The organism is Pseudoalteromonas sp. SG44-8 (assembly GCF_014164125.1).
GTDB classification, from domain to species: Bacteria; Pseudomonadota; Gammaproteobacteria; order Enterobacterales; family Alteromonadaceae; genus Pseudoalteromonas; species Pseudoalteromonas rhizosphaerae.
In genome coordinates this window covers 12166-25383 of the sequence record NZ_JACJEQ010000009.1, presented here as the reverse complement: position 1 = coordinate 25383, position 13218 = coordinate 12166, and the positions used below count along the sequence as shown (strand labels likewise).

At 39.2% G+C, this 13218-nt stretch carries 10 protein-coding genes; 5 read left to right on the top strand and 5 right to left on the bottom strand.

Annotated features, from left to right (window positions below):
- The first annotated feature begins 155 nt into the window (after positions 1-155).
- Both H5163_RS09435 and H5163_RS09430 read left to right on the top strand, forming a co-directional pair.
- Positions 156-602 (top strand): energy transducer TonB, encoded by a 447-nt coding sequence (locus H5163_RS09435; protein ID WP_182734996.1) that lies wholly within the window; start codon positions 156-158, stop codon positions 600-602.
- Between the two features lie 79 nt (positions 603-681).
- Positions 682-927 carry a DUF3297 family protein gene (locus H5163_RS09430; protein ID WP_149982278.1) on the top strand — a complete coding sequence of 82 codons (246 nt, stop codon included), beginning with the start codon at positions 682-684 and terminating at the stop codon, positions 925-927.
- A 55-nt stretch (positions 928-982) separates the two neighbouring features.
- On the opposite strand, the gene H5163_RS09425 is transcribed toward H5163_RS09430, so the two are convergent.
- The 5 genes from H5163_RS09425 to H5163_RS09405 form a co-directional block, all read right to left on the bottom strand.
- On the bottom strand, positions 983-2278 hold the full coding sequence (locus tag H5163_RS09425; protein ID WP_182734995.1) for a DEAD/DEAH box helicase: 1296 nt from the start codon (positions 2276-2278) through the stop codon (positions 983-985).
- A gap of 174 nt (positions 2279-2452) precedes the next feature.
- Positions 2453-3643, bottom strand: a complete 1191-nt coding sequence (locus tag H5163_RS09420; protein WP_182734994.1) for an alpha/beta hydrolase-fold protein — start codon at positions 3641-3643, stop codon at positions 2453-2455.
- 110 nt (positions 3644-3753) lie between these two features.
- Positions 3754-5574 carry a glutamine--fructose-6-phosphate transaminase (isomerizing) gene (gene glmS, locus H5163_RS09415; protein WP_182734993.1) on the bottom strand — a complete coding sequence of 607 codons (1821 nt, stop codon included), beginning with the start codon at positions 5572-5574 and terminating at the stop codon, positions 3754-3756.
- A 113-nt stretch (positions 5575-5687) separates the two neighbouring features.
- Positions 5688-6446 carry a DeoR/GlpR family DNA-binding transcription regulator gene (locus tag H5163_RS09410; RefSeq protein ID WP_182730667.1) on the bottom strand — a complete coding sequence of 253 codons (759 nt, stop codon included), beginning with the start codon at positions 6444-6446 and terminating at the stop codon, positions 5688-5690.
- Positions 6447-6603: 157 nt separating this feature from the next.
- The gene (locus H5163_RS09405; RefSeq protein ID WP_182734992.1) at positions 6604-8658 is read right to left on the bottom strand and encodes a winged helix-turn-helix domain-containing protein; all 2055 of its coding nucleotides are present in this window, start codon (positions 8656-8658) and stop codon (positions 6604-6606) included.
- A gap of 189 nt (positions 8659-8847) precedes the next feature.
- Between H5163_RS09405 and H5163_RS09400 the strand changes: the two genes are divergently transcribed.
- Genes H5163_RS09400 through H5163_RS09390 form a run of 3 tightly spaced genes read left to right on the top strand, consistent with a single transcriptional unit; the run spans position 8848 to position 13207 of the window.
- Entirely contained in the window at positions 8848-10074 is a 1227-nt protein-coding gene (locus H5163_RS09400; protein ID WP_182734991.1) for an efflux RND transporter periplasmic adaptor subunit, read from the top strand.
- 11 nt (positions 10075-10085) lie between these two features.
- Positions 10086-10820, top strand: coding sequence for an ABC transporter ATP-binding protein (locus H5163_RS09395; protein ID WP_182734990.1), 735 nt, complete (start codon positions 10086-10088; stop codon positions 10818-10820).
- Complete coding sequence (locus H5163_RS09390) at positions 10814-13207, top strand: ABC transporter permease (protein ID WP_182734989.1); 2394 nt, start codon at positions 10814-10816, stop codon at positions 13205-13207. The genes H5163_RS09395 and H5163_RS09390 overlap by 7 nt, the downstream gene beginning before the upstream one ends.
- Positions 13208-13218 lie beyond the last annotated feature (11 nt).

Here is a 13218-nt window from a genome sequence, read left to right as displayed (position 1 = left end):
TAGGTTTATTTGGATATAATATAACATACTAAAAAATAGTGATACATTATAACGTTTAGTTTAATAAAAAATAAATAAACCTGTCTAAAAATCAAGCTGTTAATTATAAGCAAATTACGTTAAGGTTTAGCTCTGATCAATATTTAAGGATGATTATGAAAGCCCTCGTTTACATAGCCTGCTTAATTTTTTCGTTTAATACTTTATCGCAAAGTAATGATATTTCAGATAAAAGGCCCATAGCAGACATTCAAGCTCAATACTTAGATCTACAAGGTGTTTGGCACCGACTACAAAAAATACCTAATCATGAATACCCGCTAGAATTATTGAATATTCAGGGTAAAGGCTGTGCAGAAACCAGCTTTGTCATTTCAAAAAGCGGCACAGTGAAGAATATAATAATAAATAATACCGATCCAAAACGCTATGGCCGCCAGCTACAAACGGCTACCCGACAACTTGTTCGTAAATGGCATTGGCCTGAGCAAGAGCAAGCGACTAACCTCACTATGCGCTTTGATTATTGCTTTGACAAAGATGTCACTCGTGACGAAATAATTAGCCACTGTATTAAGCAATCAAAGCAACTGTGCAGTTAATTTATTTTGATCAGTATATTGAGCCTAAGGCCTGTATTGCCTACAATGGCACACAATATATTCAATGCAGATCACAATTATGACTGATACAAATAAACCAGAATTACCAGATCAACTTTCGATCAACCCACGTAGCAAATTTTATGTAGAAGAAGTATTCGAGCATGAAATCGGCATTACACTTAACGGCAAAGAGCGTTTTGACGTTGAAGAGTACTGCATCAGTGAAGGTTGGATCAAAGTAGCCGCACCTAAAGCACTAGACCGCCGCGGCCAGCCATTACTTATGAAAGTAAAAGGCACAGTAGAAGCGTTTTATAAGTAAACTAACTGTTTACTGTAAATGAAAAAGCCGACTGAAGTCGGCTTTTTTGTGTTTGTTACTTACGACGCCAGCCGCTCCATACATCATCTATATCATCGGCTTTATTTCTGTTCTTTTTCTTACCAGTACCTTCAGGCTTGGCCATTGGCTTGTCGTTTTTAAGCGCAAGTGCTGCATCAAGGTTGGCTTGGTTTACGGCAAAGCCTGTTACTTCTTCACGATCTAAACGTAGCTTGTTTTTCTTTTCGATAATTTTAAAGTGATGAAAGTCTTCATAATCAATCAGTGATAACGCTAAACCTACTTCACCGGCACGACCACTTCGGCCAATACGGTGCATGTAATCAGCTGGGCTGCGTGGTAAGTTAAAGTTAATAACGACAGGCAGTTTGGCAATATCTAATCCACGGGCTGCAATATCGGTGGCAATCAGTACTTCAATTTCGCCCACTTTAAATTTTTCGATTACCCGAGTACGTTCGCTTTGGCCTTTATCGCCATGGAATACTTGCGCATTCACGCCACGTTTTTCAAGCTTACTGGCTAGGTGCTCACAGTCTTTTTTAGCGTTGACAAAAATCAGCGCTTGGCGCCATTTGTGCTGCTTAATTAAATGCGCTAAAACCGTGGTTTTTTCGCCTTTATTAACTGTAAATACGCGCTGTACAAGCGTGCTCTCTTCTTTACTTTGTACTTGTATTTCAACCGGATTATTTAACAGCTCTTGCGTTAAAAGCGTTACTTGCTCTGGGAAAGTAGCTGAAAACAACATGGTTTGCTTTTTAGTAGGCATAAGCGCTAATAAGTTAGCCAACTCTTCGGTAAAGCCTAAGCTTAATAAGCGGTCGGCTTCATCAAGCACTAAGGTATTTACTTTATCAAGCTTAATGGCGTTGCTTGAGATTAAATCGAGTAATCGCCCAGGGGTTGCTACGATGATATCGGCACCGCCACGTAGTGCCTGCATTTGGGTATTAACCGACACACCACCAAATACGGCAACCGTTTTAATCGCACCATTAAAATGCGCCGAATACGACTTAACATTATCAGCTACTTGCGTTACAAGCTCACGGGTAGGTACCAAAATAAGCGCCGAGACATAGTTACCTTTGGTATCTCGCTTGAGTGCACCTTGTGATATTTTTTGCAATATCGGTAATGCAAAGGTCGCTGTTTTACCAGAGCCGGTATTTGCACCAGCAATAAGGTCACTGCCCGCTAATATACTTGGTATTGCCTTAGCTTGAATTGGCGTAGGCTGGGTATATTCCAGCTCGGTTAAACGAGCTAGTAGCTCTGGGATAAGGCCAAGTTCGGTAAACGTGCTAGGGCTTGCGGCTGAGGTCATATTTATTACGGGCTTATTGCTAAAAAAGTAGCCTGTAATTTTAGCGTATTTAGCACGTATTAAGTAGGGGTTAGTGGTTTAAATAGTATTTAGTTGCCGCCAATAAAAAAGACGCTTTAGCGCCTTTTTTATTTAAAACTTCTAACTTATTGTTATTTCACAGTAACTAAAAAGCTAACTACGCTCATCAAACTCTGCTTGTAACCTTGTATTTGCATTTTTTAACGCATCAAAATAAGGGTAAGTAGTGTCTGCAAGCTCTAATGCTGCTTTTAAATACTCTAGCGCTTTTTTAAGATTGCCCTGCATTTCATAGCCATAACTTAGCCCCCATAATGCATCCACAGATTTGGGGTGATGTTTAATATTATGCTTGAATACTGCAATTGCTTGCTCAAACTGCTTTGTATTTACAAGATTGTAGCCAAGTTGCCTAACCGCTGCCTCTGGTGGCGATATCTGCTCACCCCATTGTTGAGATAAGTTTTGATAATAAGCATCAATAGAGGCTACATCGTCAGTTAAAGCACTTATGGGCATTTGCTTAGTTAAAAATAGGTGGTGATAGGCATTAAATGCCCCAGCAACGGAAGTCAGGTTATGCGACACACCTGCAAATGCATCACTAAAGAAACGCAAATTTGCTAACTTATTCGATTGCAATGATTGTTGTAAGTCATCGTACCTTTCGCGCATGATGCCGGCTTCTTCGCCGATATTGATATAAACGTAACTATTAAGGTCTTTGCTTTTAGCTATAAACGACTTTGTACTTTTTACTGAAGCACCATAGTTCCACCAAACCGCAGGGCTATAAGCAATGTGTGCTTGAAATAATTCAGGTTTGGCCTGCAAGGCATATAACGCAAATACACCACCAGCGGAGGCTCCAGAAATCACTTTATAATCATGCGTACGATAGTTTTTATCAACTAAAGGAATGAGCTCTTGTTCAAAGAACGCTAAAAACTTATCAGCCCCACCCCCTTCACCGACAGGGCCTTGGGGTTCTTTATTCACCGTCGGATAGAAATCTCTTAATCGATTGGTGTTTTCAATAGCGACAATAATAACCTCAGGCGCACGATTATCATTTTGTAAACGCTCAATAACAGCACTGGCAAGCGGTATATTACCTGCTCCATCTAGGCGATATATAACAGGATACACTTTATTTGGCTCAGCTTGATAGCTCTTTGGTAATTGCACTGTAACTGTGCGCTCTTCATTTAAAACAGCCGATTTAAATGTATGCGTGTGCACAGAGTAATCTGTACTTTGTTGTTTAGTGTTAGATTGTGCAAAGGTATTTTGTGAACTAAAAACAAAAAAGCTAACAAAACACAGAGTGGTGAGTAAACGCATAACTAATCCCTTAGAGAATAATGAGTTACTTAAGCTAACAGAGTTTCAGGCACAAAAAAAGCGCATTAAGCGCTTTTTTGATATGAAAAAAACATTATAACCTTTTGATTTTATTCAACAGTAACCGATTTAGCTAGGTTACGTGGTTGGTCAACGTCAGTGCCTTTAATTACCGCTACGTAGTACGAAAGTAACTGTAGTGGGATTGTATATACAACTGGAGCAATTACGTCATCTACGTGGTTTACGTTGATCACACGCATGGTTTCGTCTGACTCAAAGTGTGAGTCTTTATCAGCGAATACATAGATGATGCCGCCGCGAGCACGGACTTCTTCTACGTTTGATTTAAGCTTTTCAAGCAATTCGTTGTTTGGTGCTACAACAATAATTGGCATGTCTGCGTCAATCAATGCTAATGGACCATGTTTAAGCTCACCTGCTGCATAGGCTTCTGCGTGAATGTATGAAATCTCTTTAAGCTTAAGTGCGCCTTCCATTGCGATTGGGTATTGCGACCCGCGACCTAAAAACAGTGAGTGGTGTTTATCAGCAAACTCTTCTGCAAGGTCTGCAATGCCATCAGCCAATAGTAGCGTTTCTTCTAATTTAGCTGGAAGCAATTTAATAGCGTTAACAATCGTACTTTGATCTAAGCCTTTCTCTTGCGCAATAGACGCAGTAAGCATTAACAAACCAACAAGCTGTGTAGTAAATGCTTTAGTAGAGGCTACACCAATTTCAGCACCGGCTTTGGTCATAAAGGCAAGGTCTGATTCGCGTACAAGCGATGAGCCTGGTACGTTACAAATAGTCATTGACCCCATATAGCCTTGCTCTTTAGCTAAACGAAGCGCAGCTAAAGTATCAGCCGTTTCACCCGATTGAGAAATAGTTACTAGCAGGCTATTTTCGTGTACAAACGACTGACGGTAACGGAACTCAGAGGCAATTTCTACGTTACAGCTAACACCTGCAAATTGCTCAAGCCAGTAGCGGGCAACCATACCTGAGTGGTAAGACGTACCACAGGCAATAATTTGTACGTGTTTTACGTCTTTAAATATTTGCTGAGCGCTTTCACCAAAGGCATCAATCGCTACGCGGTCGTCGTTTAAACGTCCTTCAAGGGTGTTACGTACAGCAAGCGGCTGCTCGTAAATCTCTTTAAGCATGTAGTGACGGTATTCACCTTTACCTGATGCATCTTGTGTGATGTTTGATTCAATGACTTCACGTTCAACGGCATTGCCGTCTACATCAAAAATTTCCACACTGTTACGGGTGATACGCGCTACATCACCTTCTTCAAGGTAGATAAAGGTACGAGTTACTGGTAATAATGCAAGTTGATCAGAAGCAATAAAGTTTTCACCAAGGCCTAAACCAATAACTAACGGGCTGCCTGAGCGCGCTACAATAATTTCGTTATCATTCGCTTTATCAAATACAACTGTACCAAATGCACCTTCAAACTGTTTAACAGCTGCTTGAACTGAGGCTAATAAAGTGGTGTGCTGCTGGCGAAGTTGATGAATTAAATGCACCATTACTTCGGTATCTGTGTCTGATAAAAACTCGTAACCATCGCCTTTCAGCGCTTCACGTAAGCTGGCGTGGTTTTCAATAATACCATTGTGCACTAAGGCAATTTCGCTGTTTGAAATATGCGGGTGCGCGTTTGCTTTCGTCACGCCGCCGTGAGTTGCCCAGCGAGTGTGTGCAATACCGGTAGTCCCTTTTACGCCAGCTTCATCAAGCGCGTTTTCAAGGTTAACTACTTTACCCACTGCTTTTACGGTATTAAGTGTATTACCATCTAAAAGTGCCACACCAGCTGAGTCGTAACCACGGTATTCAAGGCGCTTAAGGCCTTCAACTAAAATTTTATTTACTGGGCGTTCTGCAACTGCCCCAACTATTCCACACATAATTTCTCCTTTTGCACATGCCAAAGCGTCAACTTTGGGTTTGTATGTGTTGTTTAATATTTAAATGAACATCACAGGTGTTGTCGGCCTGTAATAAACACGAATTTGTAAATTTATAGCTCAGCGCAGATCAACTGCACACCACACGCTTGTATTGCTTGGCGAGTATCGAGTGCTAAGTTGCTGTCGGTGATAAGCGTAGTCACTTGCTGCCAAGGTAATTCTAAATTAGGGATTTTTCGGCCGATTTTTTCTGACTCCACCAGCACTATAACTTCACGAGCAGCGCCCGCCATAACTTGGCTTAGGCCTACAAGTTCATTAAAGGTAGTGGTACCGCGCTCAACATCAATGCCATCAGCACCAATAAATAGCTGATCAAAATCATAAGAACGTAAAACCCCCTCAGCAACTTGCCCCTGAAACGACTCAGAATGCGGGTCCCACGTACCACCGGTCATTAAAAGTGTTGGCTCGTTTTCCAGCGCTAATAAGCGATTAGCCACTTTAATTGCATTAGTCATCACCACTAAACCGCGCTTATTACCCAGTTCAGGGATCATTGCTGCTGTAGTACGACCACTGTCGATAATAATGCGGTTATGATCTTTGATTAGTGCTGCTGCGGCTTTGGCAATCGCCACTTTACGTTTTGAATCAATATCATCGCTTACAATTTCTTGCGGCAATGCAATCGCGCCACCGTAGCGGCGCAGTAATAGTCCGCTTTTTTCAAGCGCTGTTAAGTCTTTACGAATGGTTACTTCAGAGGTTTGAAACTGCTCAGCTAAAATATCTACGGCTACTTCACCTAACTCATTAACTTGAGTAAGAATAAGGTGACGACGTTGCTGGGTGTTTCGTTTAGTCATTAAGCAAACCATTTAAGTTTCGTTTCGAAAGTTACGAGATTTTAAACGAAACTATGAAAATGGCAAGGTGTAGATCAAAAAAAGCGCAATATGCGCTTTTAATTAACCCCAAAACAATGGATTTCAAACGCATTTAAAACTATTGCATTACAATCACTCACTGAATTTCAATTGTAATTATTTCACTAGTCCTACTACCTAAACGTTCAACTACAACCGTATTATTTATTTTGTCCACATAAAAATTTGGTCTGATCACACTAAAGTCAAACGTTTTAGAGCTTAGGCTAGAGCCATCAACATCATCTATATCGATTTCATTGAATGTTGTATTTATTAAGTTGTGGCTGCTCCATAAAATTTTACCGTTTACAACATCCCAGTTAGTATTTTTTTCTTTTGAAACAGTTATCTGCAGTGGTTTTATTGTTTTTAAATTAACATTAAAACGAGACAACTTGCCTGTATTATCACCTAATAAATAACCGCCTTTAAATTGTCGGACGAAACGATATCCCTCAAAAAGAATGGATTCTGTTTCTTCCTTAATAGAGTATTCAAAAACCAACCATTCACCATTACTTTTTCTGGTGTAAAAAATAGATTTTTCATCTTCTGAGAAAGCAATATCGCCAATTAATTCATCCGTTTTAGATATATAGGTCAGATTATTATTAAGCGTACTGAGTATGGCGATACGACCTTGGAGTTTAATTAATACATATTGTCCCGATAGAGAGGGTGCTATCAACTCAAGTGGTTTTTCCGTACTTAAAAACACCACCTTTTCCTTTGGCTTTTGTTTTTTATAAGAAGCTAAATCGCTTATACCTTTTAGTTTCTCGATCGCCCAAACCTTATCTCCCAATGGTTGATAATCTACAATACGACGTTGCCCTGATTGCTCACTGCGAAACAATTCGATATCTTTAAAATTACTTAACGGCAATTTTTTCTCAGTAATTGTACTGATTCCATAGGTATCTCTAATAGCAATCAGCATGTTTGGGATCACCACATCAAGTGAGATAATACCTTGGCCTGTAGTGGAGATTTCATCTAAACGCCCAGTTTTAACATTTATTTTAGCTAGCTTTTTATCATCTAATAAAACAATGTGTTCATCATCAAGCCAATGAACATCATAAATAACCTCATTTTGATCATACTGAAAAAGTACACTGCCCGCCTTTAAATCTAAAACTCGAATAAAATTACGCTTACTATCCATATAAACTCGAAGTACAACCAACTTACCTGAATCTGGTGAAATATCAGCTCGGCTATCATGTTCTCCTTTTTGAGAGACAGAGGTCACTTCTTCTACCAAACCAGCGTCAGTATTAAATTTATAGATAAGCATTGCGCTTTCTCTACTTTTTTGAGCTGAAAAATAAATAACCTTACTTTCATTTTTATCGATAAAAACATCAGAGATAAAATAAAAATGTGTCACTAAAACATCTATTTCATATTCTTTACTTTTAAGAGCTACCCGCTTTAATGATGCTGCATCACCGACATTATCAGAGAAGAATAAGTAATTTCCATCACGTGAGAAAGCTAAGCCCCTAGGTAACCTTGTATCATCAACTAGCACTTTTACTGTTTGACTATCTTGATCTTTTAAATAAATTTGATAGTTGTTTCCACGTCTTAATTTACTTGTAAATGCGATAAACCGACCATCATTTGAAACTACCAGCGCTTTTTTATCAGAGATAATCGAGTCTATAACTTTTGTAACGACATGTGATTCGTCATCAATATTTTCATATATAAAATAGGCTAACGAAATCAATAAAGCTATAATTGCAAAAAGCAGAAAAGTTTTCGTTTTTTTTGTGTTGTTACTTTCTGTGGAGCTCAGTTTTTTACTGTCTTCTGAGACTGACAATGTAGAAAATTTAGAGACAGGACAAATTAATTTATAGCCGCGCTTAGAAAGTGATTGTAGGTATTTAGGGTTTTTATGATCATCATTCAACACTAAGCGTATTTTACTAATAATCCGCCGTACAGCCGCATCTGAAACACAGCGGTCTTTCCATAAGTTTTCATGCAACTCATCCATTGATATATAACGCTCATGATGCTCAATTAAGTACATTAATACTGCAAATACTTGGGGCTCTAGTGTCACCACTTGCTTATCAAATTGCAAAGACATTCCATCTGTATCTAAGCAATATTCACCTAATTGAATCAACATACTTCCATTACAGCTCTTAACGGCCAATTTCTTTTACTTAGTCCAATCATAACCTACGCAACCTATCATTACCATAACAGCTTAACTACTTGATTTTAAACATAGTCACAGTTTGGTTACAGTAAAATTATTAATACATTATTGCCTAATTGATACGTTGCCGTATTTTCGTTTAAAAAAGGAATAACTATGAAATTTACATCCAAACTAATCTATCAAGGGTTGATAGGTTTATCTGTCGTTATGCTTATCTCTGGTTGGCAATTAGGTTTTGCAGATAATACCGAAGTTATATCAAAAGACTCTGTCACTATTGCGAAGGTTGAGCGCGGTGATTTTTCAATAAAGGTGGATGGATATGGTTCATTGCAATCAATCAATAAACGGCTCCTTACTGCAACTAGCAATGCAGTAGTTGACGAAATAAAACTAAAAGCGGGTGCTGTGGTTAACCATGACACTGTGATCCTCACTTTAAATAACCCCGAACTAGAAAGTAAGCTCCGCTTGGCGTTAGCAAAACTTAAAAATGCTAAAACTCAAAAACGCCAAACGGTGTTATTACAGCAACGTGAGTTGTTAAATAACGAGTCAACCGTGTCAGAGCTAAAAGCACAATCTGAAATTGCCATGTTACAAGTTGAAGCAGAACGCACACTGGCTAAATCAGGTATTGTATCGGGGATCAGCGCGAAGAAGAATGAGCTCGAAGCCAAACAGCTATCAAAGCGTATTAACCTTGAAGAATCTAAGCTTGATAAATTAGCACAGATGCAAAAAGAGTCGCTTTCAATTCAAGATGACTTAATAGCCCAAGCGCAAGACGAGTTTGATGTCGCCAAATTAATGGTAGAGCAACTTTCAGTTAAAGCGGGAATGAATGGTGTTATTCAACGCTTGCCTTTAAGTTTAGGGCAAAGTGTCAGTGCAGGCTCTGAACTGGCACTAATAGGGAGCCTCTCCCCTCTAGTTGGTGAAATAAAAGTACCGCAAATTCAAGCTCATTTAATTCAAATAGGTATGACAGCCCAAATTAGCACGTTGAATGACCAGGTGCGCGGCCAAGTAGTGCGTGTAGATCCTGTGATCAGCGAAGGTGCTGTACAAATTGATATTGAGCTCGAGGTTTCTGAATCAGACACCATGAAACCCATGCAACAAGTAGATGCGACTATTTTTGCCGATGTACAAAAAGAGGTGAATTATATAAAACAACCAACAGGTGCAAGCGAAGGCAGTTATGGCTCATTATTTAAACTTACAATGGATAACAAAGCCGTTAAAGTTGAAGTGCAATACGGCAAAGCATCTGGCCAACTCATCCAAGTGTTGTCAGGGCTTGAGCCTGGTGAACAAGTCATTATTTCTACATTAGATATCCCCGCTGAAACAACAACAATAAAAATTGCTGGTTAAGGAAGAATAATATGAATACTGAAATTTTAAGAGTTAATAACCTAAGCAAGTCTTTTTCTAATGGCGAACAAGTCAGTCAAATTTTAAAAGGGATTAGCTTTACCGTGTACGACGGCGAGTTTATTTCTATTTCTGGGCCTTCTGGTTGCGGCAAGTCAACACTCCTTAACATTATGGGGCTGCTCGACACCCCTCAAAGTGGTGAATATTACATTGACGGTTTACTCGTCTCTGATATGGACTCAAACCAACGTGCGAAAGTACGCGGTAATCGCATTGGCTTTGTGTTTCAATCGTTTAACTTAATTGATGAAATGACCGTACTTGAAAACGTTGCGCTACCGCTAAAATACCGTGGTGACTCTTTATCATCACGTCACGCAAGAGCGTTAGATTGCCTAGAAAAAGTAGGTTTGGCTGATAAAGCTGATTTACATCCGAATCAAATTTCTGGTGGTCAACAACAACGCGTATCGATTGCACGCGCGCTAGCTGGTGATTCTGGCATTATGTTGGTCGACGAGCCCACAGGTAATTTGGACTCAAAAAATGGCGATGCAATCATGGCATTAATAAAAGACCTAAATCAGCAAGGCACCACGATTGTATTAGTTACCCATGATCCGCGTTATGCCGACATGGCTTCGCGCAATATCCAGTTAAAAGACGGTACTGTAGTTGCCCAAAGCGATGAGCTAGTGTCAAGCACGCCTGCAAATGTAGAACAGGTTGCTCAGCCATGTTAAAAACTGCCTACAATACCTTTAAACGTGCCAAACAATATTATTTTACTACTGTATTTACACTGACATTAACGCTCTCTATGGTGCTGAGCTCATTTAGTTTAGTGGACTTAGTGTTTTTCTCACCGTTGCCTTATCAACAAAGTGATAACTTATACTTACTTGAAGGCACGATTAATTCTAAAGGTTATTCAGGGCCCGCTAGTAACTCAAAAATAATGAGCTACATACAGAGTGAAAATACCGTTTTTACTGATGTTGCTGCTTACCATCGATGGACTGACTACAAGCTACTAGATAAACCAACAAGACCTGCTGTGGACGTAATACTTGCCACACATAATTTATTTGATTTACTCGGCGTACAACCCAAGCTTGGTCGGTTATTCAACAAATCAGAAGCGCTCGGTACTCAGCAAATGTCAGTCGTTTTAGGCTACCGTGCTTGGCAAACCCACTATAATGGTGACCCGAATATTGTTGGTAAAAAAATACAACTCAACCAACGTCGCTTTACCGTTGTAGGTGTTGCATCTGACGATCTCGTATTACCCTCATACAGCAATATAAATGATGCAATATGGCTTCCCATTGATGCTGACGAAGCTTTTAACCCTAAAACATCAAATGGCTTTATGGGTGCATATAAGAACGTTGTTAGATTTAAACCCGCAGCCTCAGAGCAAGAGATCACGGAACAATTAGCTGACTTATCACTTAAAGGTGCACAGTTACACGCGCCTAATATTTTAAAAGATTTTACTGTCAATGCACGTGTTACTGCATTTAATGATGCACTTAGGGGCGACAGCGGGAAGATTGTATTAATGCTATTATTGGGTGTGTGCTTATTAATGCTCATTGCTCTTATCAACCTTTCTAGTATGCAGCTCGCTAAAGCCATTACGCGCATCAAACCCCTTGCAATCAGCTTTGCATTTGGGGCAAGCAAAAAACAACTAATTATTGAAACGTTAAAACACAATATTTTACTTATTAGTATTGCAGTGTTACTTGCTTTAACACTTACTCAAATCGGCTTTATCGTTATTCAAAACCTAGCAGCTGACGCCATTCAACGTTTAGACACGCTTTCTCTTAGCTTTAATACTTTGTTATTTTCAGCTTTTCTGATTATTAGTATTGCCTCACTTTATTCATTTATAGAACTTAGTGTTGTGAAAGAGCAAAACTTAATGAGCAGCCTACAAAGCAGCGGTAAAGGAACGGGTAAGCAAATGAGTTCAGCCACCAGCCATTTACTTGTTGGTCTGCAAATTTTGTTTTCATTTTTAGTATTAACCACTGCTAGCCACGTAGTTTTAGTAACTCTTTCTGAAGCACTCAGAGATAACGGACTGGATACAGAAGGTAAATATTCATTAACAATAAACTATAGTAATGTCGATAAATCCGGCGAACGTATTAATTTACACAAAGCAATTAACCAGAGGTTGCTGGCGCTTAATAATGTGAGCAGCTTAGCTGTATCATCCGAAATGAGGCTGCCAAAAACGGTTAATGTCAATCAAATATATAACGAAGCTGGACAGTATATTGCCCAAGCACGTAATAGCTTAGTAACTGCCAATTACTTTACTGAACTTAACTTAACAATAACGGGTAAAGGCTTTGCCAAAGGGGATGAACAACTAGAAAACCCACCGATCATTATCAATCAACGCCTTGCAGATTTACTTAATAAAAACAGTAATGAAGTACTAAACAGTAAAGTGAGTTTTGATAATAAAAGATATTACTCAATCATAGGTATTGTCAGCAACACCTATGTACCGGGCAGCCCTGAAAGTGAAGACTTTGAAGTTTTTACACCTAAAGATTACCCTGGTTGGCAACAATTTACATATTTGATTACTGTTGCTGATGAAAATAATGCAATTGCCCATATTCAACAAGCAGTATTAGAAGTAGATCAACGATTAGACATTAATAACATAGCCTCTTTAACAAGTATGTTTGATGAAAAAAGGCAACGTCACTTAAATGCAGCATGGCTGGCTATTGTGTTGGCATCAACATCGCTGCTGATGGTGTGTATTGGCATAAACGGTATTGTTAGCTATTTAGTTAAAGTGCGCAGATATAGCTTAGGCGTAAAACTTTCTATGGGGGCTGACAATTATAGGTTACTAAAAGAAAGCTTATTAGAACTCATGCAACCCATAATAATGAGCTTAGTGTTAGCCTTTTCGTTGGCATTTTTAATTATAGGCTATTGTATGTCATTACCTGGGGTTGACCTGCCTATAGACTGGTGGTTAACAACGGTCATTTGGCTGGGTTTATTAGCGATATCAGTACTTGCCAGCTTTTTTCCGATCAACCAAACGTTACGACAAGATCCAATAAAGGCATTACGAAATGAGTAAAAAATGATACT

What these genes read in the sequence shown, in the direction of transcription:
- H5163_RS09435 (WP_182734996.1), top strand. Translation starts at nt 156, where the DNA reads ATGAAAGCCCTCGTTTACATAGCCTGCTTAATTTTTTCGTTTAATACT.
- H5163_RS09430 (WP_149982278.1), top strand. Translation starts at nt 682, where the DNA reads ATGACTGATACAAATAAACCAGAATTACCAGATCAACTTTCGATCAAC.
- H5163_RS09425 (WP_182734995.1), bottom strand. Translation starts at nt 2,278, where the DNA reads ATGACCTCAGCCGCAAGCCCTAGCACGTTTACCGAACTTGGCCTTATC.
- H5163_RS09420 (WP_182734994.1), bottom strand. Translation starts at nt 3,643, where the DNA reads ATGCGTTTACTCACCACTCTGTGTTTTGTTAGCTTTTTTGTTTTTAGT.
- glmS (WP_182734993.1), bottom strand. Translation starts at nt 5,574, where the DNA reads ATGTGTGGAATAGTTGGGGCAGTTGCAGAACGCCCAGTAAATAAAATT.
- H5163_RS09410 (WP_182730667.1), bottom strand. Translation starts at nt 6,446, where the DNA reads ATGACTAAACGAAACACCCAGCAACGTCGTCACCTTATTCTTACTCAA.
- H5163_RS09405 (WP_182734992.1), bottom strand. Translation starts at nt 8,658, where the DNA reads ATGTTGATTCAATTAGGTGAATATTGCTTAGATACAGATGGAATGTCT.
- H5163_RS09400 (WP_182734991.1), top strand. Translation starts at nt 8,848, where the DNA reads ATGAAATTTACATCCAAACTAATCTATCAAGGGTTGATAGGTTTATCT.
- H5163_RS09395 (WP_182734990.1), top strand. Translation starts at nt 10,086, where the DNA reads ATGAATACTGAAATTTTAAGAGTTAATAACCTAAGCAAGTCTTTTTCT.
- H5163_RS09390 (WP_182734989.1), top strand. Translation starts at nt 10,814, where the DNA reads ATGTTAAAAACTGCCTACAATACCTTTAAACGTGCCAAACAATATTAT.